Annotated in this window: 17 protein-coding genes; 13 read left to right on the plus strand and 4 right to left on the minus strand. The window is 68.5% G+C overall.

Annotation, left to right across the window (positions count from 1 at the left end; translation table 11 throughout):
- Window positions 1-14: 14 nt before the first annotated feature.
- A complete protein-coding gene (locus tag G6N58_RS06535) occupies window positions 15-644 on the plus strand; it encodes a DedA family protein (protein WP_197746395.1) in 630 nt (209 codons plus the stop codon).
- Window positions 645-646: 2 nt separating this feature from the next.
- Here the strand turns inward: G6N58_RS06535 and G6N58_RS06540 are convergent, their stop codons facing one another.
- The gene (locus tag G6N58_RS06540) at window positions 647-1,420 is read right to left on the minus strand and encodes a glutaminyl-peptide cyclotransferase (protein ID WP_068919093.1); all 774 of its coding nucleotides are present in this window, start codon (window positions 1,418-1,420) and stop codon (window positions 647-649) included.
- 265 nt (window positions 1,421-1,685) lie between these two features.
- Between G6N58_RS06540 and G6N58_RS31170 the strand changes: the two genes are divergently transcribed.
- A complete protein-coding gene (locus G6N58_RS31170) occupies window positions 1,686-1,850 on the plus strand; it encodes a long chain fatty acid-CoA synthetase Faa4p (protein WP_308207298.1) in 165 nt (54 codons plus the stop codon).
- 81 nt (window positions 1,851-1,931) lie between these two features.
- Here the strand turns inward: G6N58_RS31170 and hrpA are convergent, their stop codons facing one another.
- Window positions 1,932-5,840 carry an ATP-dependent RNA helicase HrpA gene (hrpA, locus tag G6N58_RS06550; RefSeq protein WP_232067756.1) on the minus strand — a complete coding sequence of 1,303 codons (3,909 nt, stop codon included), beginning with the start codon at window positions 5,838-5,840 and terminating at the stop codon, window positions 1,932-1,934.
- Window positions 5,841-5,869: 29 nt separating this feature from the next.
- Complete coding sequence (locus G6N58_RS30730; protein ID WP_232067757.1) at window positions 5,870-6,103, minus strand: hypothetical protein; 234 nt, start codon at window positions 6,101-6,103, stop codon at window positions 5,870-5,872.
- 80 nt (window positions 6,104-6,183) lie between these two features.
- Between G6N58_RS30730 and G6N58_RS06555 the strand changes: the two genes are divergently transcribed.
- From G6N58_RS06555 to G6N58_RS06565, 3 genes are all read left to right on the plus strand, one after another.
- A complete protein-coding gene (locus G6N58_RS06555; protein WP_115279287.1) occupies window positions 6,184-6,600 on the plus strand; it encodes a nitroreductase family deazaflavin-dependent oxidoreductase in 417 nt (138 codons plus the stop codon).
- A gap of 43 nt (window positions 6,601-6,643) precedes the next feature.
- The gene (locus G6N58_RS06560; RefSeq protein ID WP_115279286.1) at window positions 6,644-7,036 is read left to right on the plus strand and encodes a winged helix-turn-helix transcriptional regulator; all 393 of its coding nucleotides are present in this window, start codon (window positions 6,644-6,646) and stop codon (window positions 7,034-7,036) included.
- A 66-nt stretch (window positions 7,037-7,102) separates the two neighbouring features.
- Window positions 7,103-8,101, plus strand: a complete 999-nt coding sequence (locus tag G6N58_RS06565) for a zinc-binding alcohol dehydrogenase family protein (RefSeq protein WP_068919098.1) — start codon at window positions 7,103-7,105, stop codon at window positions 8,099-8,101.
- A 21-nt stretch (window positions 8,102-8,122) separates the two neighbouring features.
- Here the strand turns inward: G6N58_RS06565 and G6N58_RS06570 are convergent, their stop codons facing one another.
- Window positions 8,123-9,307 carry an ROK family transcriptional regulator gene (locus G6N58_RS06570; RefSeq protein ID WP_115279285.1) on the minus strand — a complete coding sequence of 395 codons (1,185 nt, stop codon included), beginning with the start codon at window positions 9,305-9,307 and terminating at the stop codon, window positions 8,123-8,125.
- Between the two features lie 211 nt (window positions 9,308-9,518).
- On the opposite strand from G6N58_RS06570, the gene G6N58_RS06575 reads away from it, so the two are divergent.
- Genes G6N58_RS06575 through G6N58_RS06610 form a run of 8 tightly spaced genes read left to right on the plus strand, consistent with a single transcriptional unit; the run spans window position 9,519 to window position 18,475 of the window.
- Window positions 9,519-10,673, plus strand: coding sequence for a Gfo/Idh/MocA family protein (locus tag G6N58_RS06575; protein ID WP_232067758.1), 1,155 nt, complete (start codon window positions 9,519-9,521; stop codon window positions 10,671-10,673).
- Entirely contained in the window at window positions 10,670-11,815 is a 1,146-nt protein-coding gene (locus tag G6N58_RS06580) for an ABC transporter ATP-binding protein (protein ID WP_115279284.1), read from the plus strand. Before G6N58_RS06575 ends, G6N58_RS06580 begins: the two co-directional genes overlap by 4 nt.
- Complete coding sequence (locus G6N58_RS06585; protein ID WP_115279283.1) at window positions 11,808-12,983, plus strand: ABC transporter substrate-binding protein; 1,176 nt, start codon at window positions 11,808-11,810, stop codon at window positions 12,981-12,983. The genes G6N58_RS06580 and G6N58_RS06585 overlap by 8 nt, the downstream gene beginning before the upstream one ends.
- Entirely contained in the window at window positions 12,980-14,017 is a 1,038-nt protein-coding gene (locus G6N58_RS06590) for an ABC transporter permease (protein ID WP_115279282.1), read from the plus strand. The genes G6N58_RS06585 and G6N58_RS06590 overlap by 4 nt, the downstream gene beginning before the upstream one ends.
- Window positions 14,007-14,984, plus strand: a complete 978-nt coding sequence (locus G6N58_RS06595; RefSeq protein WP_115279281.1) for an ABC transporter permease — start codon at window positions 14,007-14,009, stop codon at window positions 14,982-14,984. Before G6N58_RS06590 ends, G6N58_RS06595 begins: the two co-directional genes overlap by 11 nt.
- A gap of 9 nt (window positions 14,985-14,993) precedes the next feature.
- Window positions 14,994-15,764 carry a sugar phosphate isomerase/epimerase family protein gene (locus G6N58_RS06600; RefSeq protein WP_115279280.1) on the plus strand — a complete coding sequence of 257 codons (771 nt, stop codon included), beginning with the start codon at window positions 14,994-14,996 and terminating at the stop codon, window positions 15,762-15,764.
- The gene (locus G6N58_RS06605) at window positions 15,765-16,544 is read left to right on the plus strand and encodes a sugar phosphate isomerase/epimerase family protein (protein WP_115279279.1); all 780 of its coding nucleotides are present in this window, start codon (window positions 15,765-15,767) and stop codon (window positions 16,542-16,544) included.
- Window positions 16,541-18,475, plus strand: a complete 1,935-nt coding sequence (locus G6N58_RS06610) for a GMC family oxidoreductase N-terminal domain-containing protein (protein WP_115279278.1) — start codon at window positions 16,541-16,543, stop codon at window positions 18,473-18,475. The genes G6N58_RS06605 and G6N58_RS06610 overlap by 4 nt, the downstream gene beginning before the upstream one ends.
- Window positions 18,476-18,504 lie beyond the last annotated feature (29 nt).

Here is an 18,504-nt window from a genome sequence, read left to right on the forward strand (position 1 = left end):
ACCAATGGGAGATCATGCCGCCGAACAGCGACGAGATAGGCGGCCTCGCCGGATGGGCCGTGGGCCTGATGGAAACGATCGGCGGTCCGGGAGCCGGATTGGCCGTGTTCCTCGAGAACCTCTTCCCGCCCATCCCCAGCGAGGTCATCCTGCCGCTGGCCGGGTTTGCCGCCCGGGTGGGCCATCTGTCCCTGGTCGAGGCGGTGGTGTGGACCACCGTGGGCTCGGTGCTCGGAGCCTGGGTGCTCTACGCGGCCGGGGCATGGCTGGGCCACGACCGGGTCCGCACCCTGATCACCAAGATCCCGCTCCTCGAGGTGGAGGACGTCGACAAGACCACTGCCTGGTTCGCCAAGCACGGCACCAAGGCCGTGTTCTTCGGCAGGATGGTGCCGCTGTTCCGCAGCTTCATCTCGCTGCCCGCGGGAACGGAACGGATGAACTTCGCGCTGTTCACGGTGCTCACCCTGACCGGCAGCCTGATCTGGAACGGCCTGTTCATCGGTGCCGGCTACCTGCTCGGCGCCAACTGGCAGCGCGTCGAGCCCTACAGCGCGGTGTTCCAGTACATCGTGATCGCGCTCGTGGTGTTCTTCGTGATCCGGTTCATCGTCAAGCGCATCCGCCGCACCAGAACGGCCTGAGCTCAGGCGCCCGGGATGCTCACCCGGTACATCGCCGGCCAGTTCTTGCCGGTCAGCAGGAACTCATCTCCGGACAGGTGGGCGATTCCGCTGAACACCTGGGCAGGAGATCGCTCACCGAAGTGCCACAACGGCGCGACGTCGACGATCATGGTGATGGCACCGGTGGCCGGGTCGATGCGCGCCACCTCGTCGGTGGGCCACAGGCTGGCCCACACCTGACCGTTGACGCATTCCAGTTCGTTGAGTCCGGTCACCGGGGCGCCGTCACGGGTGACGTTCACAGCGCCGATCTGATCGAACGATCCGAGCTGTCGGAACTGCAGGCGGCCCGACCCGTCGCTCATGATGAAGCGGTCACCGTCGCGGCACAGGCCCCAGCCCTCGCCGGTCACCGGGATCTCCCGGATGGGCGTCAGCGTGGCCTTGTCCCAGACGATGGCCACTCCATCCTGGTAGGTGAGCTGCCAGATGGTGTCGTCGACGATCGTGATGCCCTCGGCGAAGTAGTCGTCCGGTAGCGGTACCGATCGGCGGACGGCGCCGGTGGCCGGGTCCACCTCCCGCAGGTCCGAGCGCCCGGCCAGCCCGCTGGCCTCATACAGCGTGTCGCCCTCCACCTCGAACGCCTCGGTGTAGGAGTTCGGGTCGTGCGGGATCTCGGCGAGCACCACCGGCGTCACGACCGGGATCGGCTCGGCCGCCGCGGTGGGCGCGCACAGGGTTGCCGTGAGGAACAGGAAGCCGGTCGCGAGGCCGGCGAGTCGGGAGGCCATGACCGCAGTTGTACCCGCTGCACCAGCGGCAGCGCACCTCTTCAGGCGTTCACCGGGTGTTCACTGCCCGTACCGGTGGCGATTAGGAGTTGACGCCGGAACGAACTACGATCACCTGCGGTTTTGCTCCGAATCACCAGGCCAGCCCGCCCCGTACCCAGAGAGAATGATCATGCCCCTGCAGTCCACGATCAGGCATGCGTCCGGTGTCCGTAGACGGCCCGTCCCCCGCGCCCACTTCAGCACCGTCGGGCAGTGTTTCGACATCGAGGTCAGCCGCGACGCTTCCGGCTGGGTGGTCCGGGTTCCCGAACTGGACGCCGTGACCTATGCCCAGCGGCGCGCCGAGGTGGCGGTGGCCGCCCGTGAGTGCATCGCGGCCCGTACCGGCATCCCGATCGGCTACATCGCGGTCGTCGTGCGCGATTAGTCGAGTCGACCGATCCCGCCGAGGAACGAGGCGGGTGAGGAGCGAGGCGGGTGAGGAGCGAGACCAAGCAGACTGAGCTCCTCACGGGGTGACGGCGTCGATCGCCTTGTAGATCCTCTTCTCGCTCACCGGCACCGCCGTCCCGAGCTGTTGTGCCCAGAGGCTCACCCGCAGCTCTTCGATCAGCATCCCGATGTCGCGGACGTCCTTGGCGGCGGCCCGCATCGGTGACAGTGCCTGCCGCAGGTCGTCGTAGGCGTCCTGCACGGCCAGTATTCGGTGCAGACGTTCGCGGTCGGCCTCCGGAGCCTGCGGCAGCCGCTCGAGGCGGCGGACCACGGCGGTGAGGTAGCGGGTCAGGTGCCCCAATCGCGCCGCCCCGGTCCGCGCCACGAAACCCTTGGGCAGCAACACCTTCAGCTGCGCCCGAATGTCGTCGACGGCCTCCGCCTGCGCCGGCGTGGGCCGCTGCGGCAGCGCCAGCTGCGCCTCGTGCGCGGCCACCAGCACCTTCTGCACCCGCTTGATGATGTCCAGTGTGGTGGGCACCAACTGCGCCGCCACTTTCTGCCGGGCGGCGTCGAATTCAGCACGGCGCCATGTCGGGTCGGGCGCGATCACCGCCACCGCAGCGTCGGCGCAGTCGTCGATCAGCGCCGCCAGCGAGCCGTCGGGGTTGGTGCCGACCTGCAGCCGGGTGCGCGGGTCCAGTGCCCGTTCGACGTTCTTGCCCGGCGAGGGGGTGACCAGGCGCAGCAACCGCCGGGTCCCCGGCCCCATCGCCGCGGCCTGTTCGGCCGCGGTGGCGAACACCCGCAGATCGACGCCGGCGCCGGTGTCCACCAGCGCCGGGAATCCGCGCACCGTATGCGCTCCGCTGGTGCGGGACACCGTTTTCGGGATCTCGATCAGATCGTCGGGCCACGCCGTGAGGCCGGAGCGCTCGAGTTCTCCGGCCACCGCTTCGGCGACGGCCCGGCGCACCGGTGCCGCCAGCCGTTCCTGCAGCACGTCGAGATCCTTGCCGCGCGCCACCTCGGTACCGTCGGGGGTTTCGACGGCAAACGTGACCCGCAGGTGCGCGGGCAGCTTCTCCAGGCCGAAGGCGTCAATGGGAACCAGGATGCCGCTGCGGCGCTTGAGTTCTCGCTGCAGGCTCTCCAGCAGTGATCCACGCTCCGGCGAGAGATCCGGCAGCACCGCCTTGGCGGTGTCCGGCGCGGGCACGAAGTTGCGGCGCAGGTCCTTGGGCAGCGACTTGATCAGGGCGGTGACCAGCTCTTCGCGCAGCGCCGGTACCTGCCAGGCGAATTCGCCTCCACCCAGCCCGGCCAGCACCTCGACCGGGACGTGGACCGTCACGCCGTCGTCGGCGGCGCCGGGCTCGAATCGGTAGGTCAACGGCAGGGACATGTCTCCGCTGCGCCAGGTGTCGGGGCGGTCGGCGGCCGCGTCGTCACCCCGCAGCAACTCCTCGCGGGTGAAGGTCAGCAACTCCGGGGTCTGATGCCGTTGTTTTTTCCACCAGGCGTCGAAATGACGTGCGGACACGGCAGTCTCGGGAATCCGGGCATCGTAGAGTGCGTACAGCTCGTCGTCGGTGATCAGCAGGTCGCGCCTGCGGGCCCGTTCCTCCATCTCGTCGAGTTCGCGCAGCAGCGCGGTGTTGTCGCGGAAGAAGTGGTGCCGTGTCTGCCAGTCTCCCTCGACCAGCGCGTGCCGGATGAACAACTCCCGCGACAGCACCGGGTCCACCTGCGCGTAGCCCACTTTGCGCCGGGGCACCAGCGGCAGCCCGAACAATGTCACCCGCTCGAACGCCATCACAGCGCCACGCTTGGCCTCCCAGTGCGGCTCACTGTAGGTGCGTTGCACCAGATGCTCGGCCACCTTCTCCAGCGCCTCGGGTTCGATGCGCGCGGCGGTGCGGCCGTAGAGCCTGCTGGTCTCGACCAGCTCCGCCACCACCACCCAGCGCGGCGGCTTCTTCGTCAGCACCGAGCCCGGCGCCAGCACGAACCGGGTGTTGCGCGCCCCCAAAAAGTCTCGCGTCTCGCCTTCGCGGACACCGACGTGCGACAGCAGGCCCGCCGACAGAGCCCGGTGGATGGCCGCGGATGGGGCCGGCTCGTCGGATTCCCGGATACCCAGATCCCGGGCGATGCTGCGCAACTGGCCGGTGAGGTCCTGCCACTCCCTGATCCGCAGGTAGTGCAGGAACTCTTCTCGGCACATCCGGCGAAACGAGCTGCCGGAACGCTCCTTTCGCTGTTCGGAGAGGTACTGCCACAGGTTCAGGTAGGACAGGAAATCGGACGTCTCGTCGGCGAAGCGGGCGTGTTTCTGCCGGGCCGCCTCCTGCTGCTCCGGGGGGCGCTCCCGGGGATCGGGTATCGACAATGCCGCTGCGAGCACCAGGATCTCGCGGACGCAACCTTCATCGTGGGCGGCCAGGATCATCCGGCCCACCCGCGGGTCAAGTGGCAGCTGGGCGAGCCGGCGGCCGACGTCGGTGAGGGTTCCCTGGCGGTCGAAGGCGCCGAGTTCCTGCAGCACCTGCACACCGTCGCGGATGCTGCGGCTGTCCGGCGGATCGAGGAACGGGAACTGTTCGATCTCCCCCAGCTGCAGCGCGGCCATCTGCAGGATCACCGCGGCCAGATTGGTGCGCAGGATCTCCGGATCGGTGTAGCGGGGCCGTGTTTCGAAGTCCTCTTCGCTGTAGAGCCGGATCGCCACGCCTGGGGCCACCCGCCCCGAGCGACCCGAGCGCTGTGCGGCCGAGGCCTGCGAGATGGGCTCGATGGGCAGCCGCTGCACCTTGGTGCGTCGGCTGTAGCGGGAGATGCGCGCGGTCCCGGGGTCCACCACGTACCGGATGCCGGGCACGGTCAGCGACGTCTCGGCGACGTTGGTGGCCAACACGATTCGTCGACCGGCATGGGGTGCGAACACCTTCTGCTGCTCGGCGGTGGGCAGCCGGGCATACAGCGGCAGCACCTCGGTGGTGTGCGGGTTGAAGCCCGGCGCTCCGCGCAATGCTTCGGCGGTGTCGCGGATCTCGCGCTCGCCGGAGAGGAAGACCAGTACGTCACCCGGCGGCTCGGCCGCCAGTTCGGCAACTGCGTCGACGATCGCCTCGGTCTGGTCCCGCAGCACGGTGCGGACCTGATCGTGATCGGGGTCGTCGGGATCGTCGTCGTCGACGTCGTTGACGACGACTTCCAGCGGCCGGTAGCGGATCTCGACCGGGTAGGTGCGCCCGGACACCTCGACGATGGGCGCATCGCCGAAGTGTCGTGCGAAACGGCCCGGTTCGATGGTCGCCGAGGTGACGATGACCTTGAGGTCGGGCCGCCGGGGCAGCAGTTCCCGCAGATACCCCAGCAGGAAGTCGATGTTGAGGCTGCGCTCGTGGGCTTCGTCGAGAATCAGGGTGTCGTAGCGCAGCAGCCGGCGGTCCCGCTGGATCTCGGCGAGCAGGATGCCGTCGGTCATCAGTTTGATCAGCGTGCGGTCGCTCACCTGATCGGTGAAGCGCACGGTGTAGCCCACCGTCTCGCCGAGTGGACTGCCGAGTTCGTCGGCGATGCGCTGTCCGACCGTGCGCGCGGCCAGACGCCGGGGCTGGGTGTGCCCGATGGTGCCGCGGATACCGCGGCCCAACTCCAGGCAGATCTTGGGCAGCTGCGTGGTCTTGCCCGAGCCGGTCTCCCCGGCGACCACCACTACCTGATGGTCCCGGATGGCCGTGGCGATGTCGCCGCGCAGCGCGCTGACCGGGAGGTCCGGGTAGGTGATCTGCGGGACGGCCGCCAGCCTGGTGGCCACCAGCGCTTCGCCCGTGACGATCTGCTGCTCGATCTGGTCCAGCTTGGCAGGGTCGGGCGTGCCGCGCAGATTGCGTAGCCGTCGCCGCAGCCGGTCGGCGTCGCGGTAGGTCAGACCGTCCAGCCGCGGGTAGAGCTCACTGCTGGACTTCGCGGACACTCGACCGAGGATATCCGCTGGTACCGCCGCTAGGGCAACGGGACGTCGGCTTGTGCGGGCACCGGGGCGGGCCGAACGCGTCGCACGCTGCGTACCACCCACACCACCGCCACCACTGCGGTGCCGATGGCCGCCGGCCACAGCAGCAGTTGCGCGAGCCAGATCCGGCGCTGCACGCGCACCACCCGGCGTTCGGTGCGGACGGCGGTGCGGGCCAGCGCGGCGGCCCTGGCTCTGGTCTTGGTGGTTCCCGAGTCGGTCACAGACGACATGTCCCTCAGGTGCCCCGCCGCCGGCTGCGGGAAACCCGTTTGCCGGACCGTGGGTGGGGTAGCCGCTGCCCATGAGCACAGTCGACGACCTGCACGGCGACCCGCACGTGCAGCGCTACCTGGATACCGGCGGCGCCGAGGGGTTCCACTGGAATGGCACCGAGATCCTGATCCTCTTCACCACCGGGCGCAAATCGCAGGCCCAGCGGCGTCACGCGCTGATCTTCCGGGAGTGGAACGGCTCCTATCTGGTGGTGGCGTCCAAGGGTGGCGCCGAAGCGCCACCGGAATGGTTCCTCAATCTCGAGTCTGATCCGCACGCCGAGGTGCAGATCAAAGATCGGCGCTTCCCGGTCACGGCACGGGTGGCCGGTGATGACGAGAAGCCGGACATGTGGAAGGCGATGACGGAGGTCTGGCCGGACTACGACGACTACCAGGCCAAGTCCTCCCGGACCATTCCCGTGGTGGTGCTGGATCCGAGCTGACGGCCGGGGAAGCTCCGGGGCCCGGCAGCGCGTTGGCACTGCCATGAACTCCTGCCCCACCGGCCGGCATGACCACCATGACGTGTACGCCGAGGCCTGCCCGTGCCGCGCGCTGCTGGACCTCTTGGCCAACAAGTGGTCAGCCCTGATCATCGGACTGCTGGAGCAGGGGCCGCAGCGGTTCACCCACCTGCAGCACTGCTTGCCCGGTGTGGGCGCCAAGATGCTGACCCAGACGCTGCGCCGGCTGGAGGACGCCAGGTTGCTCACTCGTACCGTCTACGCCGAGGTGCCGCCCCGGGTGGAGTACGCACTGACCGATCTGGGTGTCAGTGTGTCCGACCCGCTGGCCCGGCTGCGGCAGTGGGTGGAGGACCACATCGACCAGACGAGCGTCGACCAGGTGAGCAGCACGGCTTCCCTGCAGGGAACTTAGCGCCCTTGCAGGAAACCGCGGTGGCGGTTCTACCATCGCGGCGACCCCACGCGAAAGGACCATCCGATGCCCACCATGACCGCCGTCGGCTCGTACGCCGGAGCACCCCTCGATGATCCCGACGCACTGCAGGACATCGAAACAGGAGTACCGGAGTTGGGTCCGCAGGATCTCCTGGTGCGGGTGCAGGCGGTGTCGGTGAACCCGGTCGACATCAAACGCCGGCGTTCCCTGCAGCCGTCCTCGACGCCGGTGATCCTCGGTTTCGACGCCGCGGGCGTGGTGGAGGCGGTGGGGCCAGAGGTCAGCGCCCATGGCGTCGGTGATCAGGTGTGGTACGCCGGTGACATCACCCGCCCGGGCAGCAATGCGGAACTGCAGGCGGTCGATTCCCGCATCGTCGGTCGCCGACCCGCCTCGCTGTCCGCCGGTGATGCCGCCGCACTCCCGCTGACCGCGATCACCGCCTGGGAGGCCTTGTTCGAACGGTTCCGGCTGACCCGGGAGTCCACCGGCGACCTCCTCATCATGGGTGCGGCGGGCGGCGTGGGGTCCATCATGATCCAGCTCGCGAAGGCCCTCACCGGAGTCCGGGTGATCGCCACCGCCAGTCGCGACGAGTCCGCGGACTGGGCCCGCACGATGGGCGCCGACGAGGTGATCAATCACCACGACCTGCTGGCGCAGGCGAAAGCGGTTGCACCGCAGGGGGTGGACTACCTCTTCTCCCCGCACAGTGCGGGCAACATCGAGACCTACGCGCAGATCGTCCGGCCGTTCGGCGAGATCACCGCCATCGACGAACCCGAGGGCATGGATCTGCTGCCCCTGAAAGAGAAGAGCATCGCCTGGCACTGGGAGCTGATGTTCACCCGTTCACTGTTCGGTTACGACCTCACCTATCAGCGTGATCTGCTGAATGCGATGGCGGACCTGGTGGACGCGGGCACCGTGCGCAGCACCGTGACAGCCACGATCGACGACTTCAGCGCGGCCGGGATCCGGGCGGCGCATCAACAGGTCGAGTCCGGGCAGATGGTGGGCAAGGTGGTGGTGACCCGCTGATCGAGTCGGGCACCGGCAAGGTCAGCGCGCGGCAATCAGGGCATCGATGGAGTCGGCGGTCAACAGCTTCTCGGTGGTCATGATCGCCGCGCCGGTGATGCCGGCCCGGTCGGCCAGTTGCGACCGGGTGATCTCGAGGTCGCGGGTGCCCAGCGGCAACGAGCGGGCGTAGACGGCCTCACGCACCCCAGCCAGCAGGTACTGGCCGGCCTCGGCGATCTGGCCACCCAGCACGATCACCGCGGGGTTGAGGGTGCTCACCAAACCGGCCAGCACGCCGCCGATTTCGCGACCGGCGTTGCGCACGGCGCGCACCGCGGCCGCGTCACCGGCCAGCACCCGGTCGACGACGTCGGAGTTGGTCCGCACCCCGGTGTCGTGCAGATCGGCGACCAAGGCCTTGCCGCCGGCCACCGCCTCCAGACAGCCGACGTTGCCGCACCAGCAGACGACGTCGTGGTGATCGGCGGCGCGGATGTGCCCGATGTCGCCGGCGGCGCCATGTGCACCGTGGAAAACTGTTCCGTTGGTGACAATTCCACATCCGACGCCGGTCCCGACCTTGACGAACGCCAACGGTGAGACGTGCGGGTAGGCCACCGCGGCCTCACCGAGTGCCATCAGGTTCACGTCATTGTCCACGAGTACCGGCACCGGGAACGTGCGTTGCAGGTAGCGAGGCACGTCGAAGCCGTCCCAGCCCGGCATGATCGGCGGTGCCACCGGCGTTCCGGTGGCGTGTTCCACCGGCCCCGGCAGGCCGACGCCGATGGCCATCACCCGGCGCGCCTGCAGCCCGGAAGTGCGCAGTAGATCGGTGAATTGTTCTGACAGCCAATCCAGTACGGTCTCTGGCCCCTCGGCGATACTGATATCGGAAACCTGTTCAGCCAGAACGTTGAGGCCGAGGTCGAAGATCGCGGTACGGGTGTGGGTGGCGCCGCAGTCCGCCGCCAGCACCAGGCCGGCCTGATGATTGAACTGCAGCGTGCTCGAGGGACGCCCACCCGAGGACACGCTGTCCTGCCCGGTCACCACCAGGCCGTGTTCGGTGAGGGCGTCGATGCGTTGGGCCACGGTTGACCGGGCCATCCCGGTGAGGCGTTGTAAATCGCCCCGGGTGCGGGCCTGCCCTCCGCGGATCAGCCTCAGCACATCGGCCGGGCTGGCACCACCACCCGCCCGATCAGCGCTGTTGGAGTTCATGATTGCAGACCTTAACTCGGTTGGACGCCCCCGACTGGAGACACGATCGATCTGGTAACGCTGCGCGCCCAGGCCTATTTTGCATGTTAACACGCCGTAACTTCTCCTCTTTTGACTGACAATCGACGTAAGTCTGGGTTACGGTCCCTCTCGTCGATGGAACGAGGAGTGACATGAATCAGCGACGAGGCGCAACCGCGGGACACCGGCTGTGACGGTCCCCGGTCGTTCGATCGGTATCGGCCTCCTGGGCACGGCGTTCATGGGCCGGGCCCATGCGCGCGGCTATCAAGGACTGGCCTCGATGTACTCGCCGCCGCTGCTGCCGCGACTTGAAATCGTTGCCGGACGAGATGCGCACCGGCGCAACGACTTCGCCGGGTCCTTTGGCTTCGCCCGCACCACAGGGGACTGGCGCACCATCATCGATGATCCCACCGTGGGCATCTTCGACAACTCCGCACCCAACGACCTGCACGAAGAACCGACCGTGGCAGCCATCGAGGCCGGTAAACACGTCATCTGCGAAAAGCCCCTGGGCCGCACCGGGGCCGAGGCGCTGCGGATCTGGCAGGCCGCCGAGCGGGCCGGGGTGGTGCACATGTGCGCCTTCAACTACCGCTTCGTGCCGGCGGTCCGCAAGCTGCGGGAGCTCATCAGCAGTGGCGCCCTCGGTCGCCCACTGCACCTGCGAGCGCGCTACCTGCAGGATTGGCTCACCGATCCCGACGCTCCGGCCACCTGGCGGCTGGACGCCGACCAGGCCGGCTCCGGGGCATTGGGAGATCTCGGCTCCCACATCGCCGACCTGAGTCGCTACCTCGTCGGCGAGATCAGCGAGGTGACCGGTGCTTCGGCGACCTTCTTCGACAACCGCCCCGGCGGGGCCGTCACCGTCGACGACGCGTTCGTGGCCACTGTGCGGTTCGACAACGGGGCGATCGGGACCCTCGAAGCGTCACGAGTTGCGCACGGCCACATCAACGATCTGTCGATCGAGGTCAACGGCACCCTGGGCTCGGCCCGGTTCGCGCTGGAGCGCCTCAACGAGTTGGAGGTCGACCTGCCCGGGTCCGACGACCAGCGCGGCTTCCGGCGCCTGCTGGTGACCAACCGCAACGATCCGTTCATGAGCGCGTGGTGGCCACCCGGCCATGTCCTCGGCTGGGAGCACACCTTCGTGCACGAACTGCACCACTTCCTAGGCAGCATCGAAGCCGGCCGGTCGGTGCGCCCCTACGGAGCGGACTTCGAAGACGGCTACCGCGCGGCGCTGATCTGCGACGCCATCGCGAATTCAGCGGCCACCGGTCGGGTGGCCGCGGTCGCGCCGGCCGGCGCCGTCCCGTCTGGTGCCAGGTCATGACCCGATCATCGGATACCGCAGCCGATTCCATCGATGTGCGGCTCAGTGGAGTGACCAAGCGGTACGGAGAATCGATCGCCGTCGACAACCTGGACCTCGACATCCGGCGCGGTGAATTCCTGTCCCTGCTGGGTCCGTCCGGCTGCGGCAAGACCACCACGCTGAAACTCATCGCCGGATTCGAACAACCCAGCCAGGGGTCGATCCTGATCGGCGGCCAACCCGCCGAAGGACTGCCCCCGCACAAACGCGACGTCAACACGGTCTTCCAGCACTACGCACTGTTCCCGCATCTGTCTGTCCTGGACAACGTCGCCTATGGGCTCAAGCAGCGGGGAGTGAAGAAGACCGTGCGCCGGGGCCAGGCAGCCGAGGCACTCGAGCTCGTCGGCCTGGCCGACCGGGCCCAGGGCCGGCCGGCCGATCTGTCCGGCGGCCAGCAGCAGCGCGTTGCGCTGGCCCGCGCACTGGTCCTGCGCCCGCGCGTGCTGTTGCTCGACGAGCCCCTGGGCGCCCTCGATCTGAAGCTGCGCGAACACATGCAGATCGAGTTGAAACGCATCCACTCCGAGGTCGGCCTGACGTTCGTGTTCGTCACGCACGACCAGGGTGAGGCGCTGAGCATGTCGGACCGGATCGCCGTCATGAATGCCGGGCGTATCGAACAACTCGCCGCACCCCAGCAGGTGTACGACGCCCCCGCGTCGGCGTTCGTGGCGTCCTTCATCGGCGAGATGAACAAGCTACGCGCTCATGTGGACGGCGGCCGCGCCGCGCTGCTGGGCGGAGCTCTGCAGCTGCCCGTCGGCATCACCGTGCACACTCTGCCGGCCGGCCGGCGCGAGGCGCTCGTCGGCATCCGGCCCCAGGACGTCTCGGTGCACCCCGCCGGCGAGGCCGACACCCACGGGCGCATCGAAACGGCGATGTTGACCGGGCACAGCATGGCACTGGTGATCGTGCTGCGCGACGGTCAACGCCTGGTCGCCAGACAGGACCGGTACGGACCGGGATCCGCCACCGCGGCGCTGCGGGCCGGAGATCACGTCGCCATCACCGCCGCCCCGGACAGCGCCCTGCTGCTCGGGACAGCAGATCCAGACCTCTCGATCACAGACCCCAAGGAGAACCTCGATGCGTAAGCAGCACGTCGTCACCGTTCTGGCCCCCGAGCAGCAGGCCGGCCAGATCCGGGCCGCACTCACCCGTAGACAGGCCCTCGTCGGCCTCGGCGCCGGAGCAGCCGCGCTGGCGCTGGCCGCGTGCGGCACCTCCGGGCCCCAGCAGTCTTCCGGATCCTCCTCGACGCCTGCCGCCCTCAACGGTGACCAGGTGGAAGGCCAGCTGGTGATCGGCAACTACGCCGACTACATCTCCGAGGACAACGTGTCCGCCTTCACCGACGCCGTCGGACCCGAGGTCCGCATCGTCACGTACTCCAGCGGCCTGGAGATGATCTCCGCGCTGGCGTCAGGCAGCGCGGACTACGACATCGTGGTTCCCGGGCCGTCGGAAACCGTGCAGCTGATCGAACGCGGCCTGCTGCGCCAGCTCGACAAGTCCCTGCTGCCCAACATCACGAACATCCGCCCGGGTGTGATGGGCCTGGAGTACGACCCGGAGAACCAGTACGCCATCCCGAAAGCCGTCGGTGTCGCGGCGTTCTGGTGGAACACCGCCACAGTGCAGGGCAGTCCCACCTCGCTGGCGGAGGTCTTCGACCTGATCAAGGCGAACCCGGAGGCCAAGGTCAACTTCTTCAGCGGCGCCAAGGAGACGTTCACTCTGGCGCTGGCGGCGATCGGCAAGCCGATCGGATCCACCGACCCTGCCGACATCGAGGCGGCCAAGCAGCTGCTGATCTCGGTCAAACCGATGATCGACAGCTTCGGCGCCGACGAGCTCGAAGGCGGCACCACCGGTTCGATCGACATCTGCATGGGCTACAACTACATCGCCAAGCAGATCAACGCCGGCGGCGGCCAGCAGGTGCAGTTCCTGCTCCCGGAGACGGGCAGCACCGAATACTTCATCGACAACTGGGCCATCGCCGGGAGCGCCAAGAACCCGGTGGCAGCGCACAAGTTCATCGATTACGTCTGCGCTCCGGAACCTGCAGGCGAGGAGATGAACGCCACCGGCACGCTGGTGCCCGTGGAGGGCATCGAACCGTTCGTCGAACCCGGCCTGATCGACGATCCCACCATCAACATCCCGCCCGCCCTGCTCGAGAAGTACGAGATCCTGCTGGCCACACCCGAATACCTCGATGTGGTGACCAAGGCATACGACGAATTCCGGGCCGCGTGAGCGCGGTCGCCGGCAAGCACGCGCTGGGCGCGCTGGCGGCGACCGTCATCGGGGCCGGCGTCCTGATCACCGTGATGGTGGCCGGCCTCGGTGAGTTCGCCACCGTCGCCCTGTTCCTGGCCACCCTCCCGGCCGGGGTGGCGCTGCGGGCGGCGCTGCTGCGCACCCGACGCCCAGCGCAGGACGACGACTACCCGCTGGTGCTGGCGTGGCCGTCGGCGGCGCTGTACACCGCGTTCTTCCTGCTGCCGCTGGTGCTCGTGGTGATCTACTCCCTGGCCACCCGACAGGGTTACGGCGACGTGGTGTACAGCTTTTCGTTCCACAACTTCGCCGAGGCACTCAGCGGTCTGTATCTGCAGGCATTCGGGCGCAGTCTGCGCTTCGCCGTCATCGGCACCATCGTGACCGTGCTGGTTGGTTTCCCCTTTGCCTACTGGCTGGCGCGGTATTCACCGGTGCGACGACGGAACCTGTTGCTGGCCCTGGTGATGGTGCCGTATGTGACCGCCTTCCTCATCCGCGCCTACGCGTGGCGACTGGTGCTCAGCGAGGACTTCCTGCTGGCCCAACTGCTGCGCACCGTCGGCCTTCTCGACGGACCGCTGAACCTGCAGAACACCGGTACCGCGGTGCAGATCGGCATCGTCTACAACTACCTTCCCCTGTTCATCCTGCCGGTGTACGCGGCGCTGGAACGCATGGACTGGCGCCTGGTCGACGCAGCCAAAGACCTGGGTAGCTCCGGGTTCTCGGCATTCCGCCAGGTCACCTTGCCAGTGGTGGCCCCGGGCGTCATCGCCGGCTCGCTGCTGGTCTTCATCCCGATGACCGGCGAGTACATCATCCCGGCAGTGTTGGGCGGGGGCCGCGTGGATTTTGTCGGCACGCTGGTGGCCCGGGCTTTCCTGGAGGGCCAGAACTACCCGTTCGGGGCGGCGCTCGGCCTGCTGGTGGTGATGGCGCTGTCCGGGTTCCTGGCGCTCTATCTGTTCATGACCAGCCGCGCAGAAAGGGCTCTCGGTGGCGTCTGAGCCAGGTGGCCGCGGCGGCGCGCTGCCGGCGGCGGCAGCTCTGCTGATCGGCGGGGTCGGTGTGATCGCCGGCGGAATAGGTGCTGTCACAGGGCAGGTCACCGCCAAGGACCTCACCCTGCTGGCCGTCGGAGCAGTGGTACTGGCCGCGGTGTTCCGGTGGATACCGATACGCCGACTACTGGCGGGCTTCGCGCTGTTGACCTTCGTCTTCCTCTTCGCACCGATCGTCGTGGTGCTCGCGTACGCCTTCAACGCCGGTGAGATCATCACTGTCTGGGCCGGGTTCTCCACCAGGTGGTTCGCCGAAGCGCTGAACAATCCCCAGATCGTCGATGCCATCGGTACATCGGTGGCCATCGCGCTGGGGTCGGCCCTGCTGTCGGTGTGCTTCGCCTGCGCCGCGGCGCTGGTGATCGGACGCGCCCGCCCGGCACTGCGCAGACCCTACGAGGCCGCGCTGCTCCTGACCTTGGTGGTGCCGGAGCTGGTGCTGGCCATCGGATTGCTGCTGTTCTACCTGCGTTTCGGCATACCCTTCGGGTCGCTGACGGCGATGGTGGGCCACTCGGTGTTCGGGACGTCGGTGGCGCTGTTGATCATCCGGGCGCGCTACACCGGTACCGGCCTGGATCTGGAACGGGCCAGTGCGGATCTCGGCGCCGGCCCGTGGGCCACGCTGTGGCAGATCACCCTGCCCCGGTTGACTCCCGCGCTGCTCGGTGCGTTTCTGCTGACCTTCATCCTGTCGTTCGACGACGTGGTGGTGTCTCAGTTCACCGCCGGGGGCACCCCCACCTGGCCGCTGTATCTGTTGTCGGCGTTGAAGTTCGGGGTGAGCCCCGAGGTCAACGCGGCCTCGGCGCTGTTGCTCGCCAGCATTCTGCTGATCGCCGCTCTCACGGCAGTGGGCATCCGGCGGCTGTCGAAGACATCGGCAGCGCCGCAATCGGTTTCCGACGAATAGAGGAAGAACATGTCCGCACCCCCCGTCGCCGTCCAACTCTGGAGTGTCCGAGACCGGTTGGCATCAGACTTCGACGGCACCGTCCGTGCGTTGGCCGAGATCGGATTCTCCGGCGTGGAAACCGCATTCGGCGTCGAAGCCGAGCTCGACGAAGACGAGATCAGGCACGCCGCAACGGTGTTCGCAGCCAGCGGCCTGCAGGTGTGCTCGGCGCATGTCGAGTTGCCGCTCGGCGATGACCGCGACGCGGTACTGCGCCAAGCCGAGATCCTCGACACCCGCCGCATCATCTGGCACGGCTGGCCCGAGGACGTCCGCTACGGCAGCCGCGCGGGCATCGAGGAACTGATCGACGTCTACGGTCGCGCCAACGATGTGGCTCGCGTCGAGGGCCTCGAGTTCGGCATTCACAACCACTGGTGGGAACTGCGTGCCGTCGACGGTGTTCTGCCGCTGGAGATCCTGCATTCGGCCCTGGACAGCTCGGTGTTCTTCGAACTCGACGTCTACTGGTCCACGGTGGCCGGTGTCGATCCCGCAGCCCTGATCGCCAGGCTCGGTTCCAGGGTGCAGCTGATCCACGTCAAAGATGGTGCAGCGCAGGACGTGGACGCGCCCATGGTGGCGCTGGGGCAGGGCAGCGTGGATCTTGAACCCACTCTGGCCGCCATCGAGCACGCCGCTTGGTGGATCGTGGAATTCGACGCTTACGACGGCGACATCCTCGATGCCCTGACCGCGAGCTTGCGGTACCTCGATGCCCGGCCCGGGAGCGCGTGAGTGCAGATCGCCTCCAGTGAATGGGTGCTTGGTGACCGCAGCCGGGCGCTGGCCCGCACGGCGGCAGCCGGCCTGACCGCCATCGAACTCGACGCCCGCCCCGACCTCGATTCGGCCACGGTGCGCCGCAGCCTCGACCAGCACTGTCTGACCGCGCCGTCGCTGTGCTGGCAGTGGAATCCGGACGCGGAACTCGGATCCCCGGACCGGGCCAGCCGATCCGCTGCCCAGCGCTACCTGCGCGGCGCCCTGGAGCAGGCCGCCGAGCTCGGCTCCGGGCAGCTGGTGGTGGTTCCCGCCTGCCGCGAGACCCCGTGGCAGGACGAACCCCGACAGGCCGGCATCGAGCGCGCCGCGGCGGCGATCCGCGAGGTGCTGGCAGACGCCCCCGCACAGGTCGGGTTGTCGATCGAAGCGTTGCGCACCGACGAGAGCTTCCTGCTCAACACCCTCGACGAGGCCGACGCGCTACGGGTGCTGATCGATGACCGGCGCGCGACCCTGCTCGCCGATCTCTACCATCTGGCCGCAGTCGAGGGCACCCTGGCCGGTGTTGTGGGCGCGCACGCCGACACGGTGTCGCTGGTGCACTTCGCCGCTGCCGACCGAGCCAGGGTCGCCCCCGACACACCGGGCATCGCGGCGGTCATCTCCACACTCACCCAGGCGGGATTCACCGGCTCGGTGACGCTGGAATACACCGTGCCCGACGACGCGGACCTGGCGCAGGCGGCTGCTTTCGCGACGCAGGCGTGGAACGCGCCCACCGAGGCCCGATGACGCCCGATCCCCTACTCCGTGCGGCGGCGACCGCCCTGTTCCCCCAGCTCCGTGAGCTGCCGGAGGTGCCCGAGCAGATCGGGGCCGCGATCCGCGACGCGATCGCAGCCATCGTGGGCACCGCCGATTTCCTCGGCCTGCCCACCGAGGATCGCCTGCGCGCGCTGCAGGCATCGGCACCCGAAGCCGTCGAGCGGTTCGGCCGCTGGGTGGCCGCGGTGGTGCTCGAGCAACCCGACGTCCTCGACACCGTGGGGTTCCGGGTGCTCCCGCCGGGTCGGCAGTGGCCCGCCGTCGAGGATTCGGTGCCTGCCACCACACCCGCCGACGACCTCGAGACCGATTACGACGTGGTGATCGTCGGCTCGGGCGCCGGCGCGGGGGTGGCCGCCCACGTGCTGACCGAAGCCGGACTGCACACGCTGGTGCTCGAACGGGCCCCGGCCCTGACTGCGGCGCAGCTCACCGCTCGCCACGGGGCAAGCGCCCGCACCTTCTCCGGCTTCGATCGCCCGGTCGACCTACCCGCCCTGGGCGCAACACGTTTCGTCGATGGTGAACCGACACCGCCCGGGACTTCGCAGTGGAACGGCAACGCGATGGCACTCGGTGGCGGCACCAGGGTCTACGGCGCGATGGCGTGGCGGTTCAGCCCCGAAGACTTCGCGATGGGCTCCATGTACGGTGGCGACTTCGTGGACTGGCCGATCACCTACGACGAGCTGGCACCCTACTACGACACGGTGGAGCAGGTCATCGGCGTCGCCGGCCCCGACGCACCCGCCGCACACGACGGTGCCCGTCGTCGCCCGTACCCGATGCCCGGCGTACCCCTGACCACGATCGGCCGGCGGCTGGCCGACGGCGCCCGCACACTCGGGTTGCCCACCACCACACCGCCGATGGCCATCAACACCCGCGCCTACAACAAGCGGCCGGCGTGTGTGCAGTGCGCGCTGTGTGTCGGACACCCGTGCCGGGCGGACGCCAAGAACGGCTCGCACAACACCGTGCTGCGCTCGGCCCTGGCCACCGGACGGTGCACACTCACCACGTCGGCGGTCGTCACCAAGCTCATCGTCGAACACACCACCGTCTGTGGGGTGGAGTTCGTGGCGGACGGACGCCCCCGCTCGGTGCGGGCACGCCACGTGGTGCTGGCCGCGGGCGCCATCGAGTCGGCCCGACTGCTGCTCGCCAGCGGTATCAACGACCCCCACGACCAGATCGGCCGCTATCTGCAGGGCCATCTGTACTCCGGTGCCACAGGGCTTTTCGCCGATCCTGTCCAGGATCTGGTGGGGCCGGGTCCCAGCATCGCCACCACCTCCTACCGGCACGGCAACCCCGGAGTCGCCGGCGGCGGCATCCTGGCCAACGAGTTCACCCCGACCCCGTTCGAGGCCTGGGGCGGGCTGGTCGAGGCCGGCGTCGTCTCGGCCTACGGTCCCAGCGCCGTCGACGAACTCGCCCGGGCCTACCAGCGCTGCGCGGTCATCATCGGCCCGGTCCACGAGGTGCCGCAGGCAGATTCGCGGGTGAGCGTCAGCGCCCACCGCCGCGACGCCGTCGGCGTCCCGCTGGTCCACCTCGACTCACCGGGGCCGCACTCCAACGACCTCGCCGTCGCCGATCTGCTGACCGACAAGGCGCGGGAATGGCTGACCGCCAGCGGCGCCGTCCGCACGGTCGCCACCCGGTGGACACCCCGCCGCGGTCCGTCCGCCGACCAGCATCAGGCCGGGACGTGCCGGATGGGCGTCGATCCCGCCACCTCGGTCACCGACGCCACCGGCGCCCTGTGGCGGTATCGGGGTATCACCGTCGCCGACGGCGCACTGCACCCCACCAACGGTGGGGTCAATCCCGTCCTGACCATCCTGGCCAACAGCTGGCGCGTCAACGAGATCCTGGCCGCCCGGCTGACGTGAACCATCCACCACCGACGTGAGGAATGCCC

It is taken from the genome of Mycolicibacterium tokaiense, assembly GCF_010725885.1.
Lineage (GTDB): Bacteria > Actinomycetota > Actinomycetes > Mycobacteriales > Mycobacteriaceae > Mycobacterium > Mycobacterium tokaiense.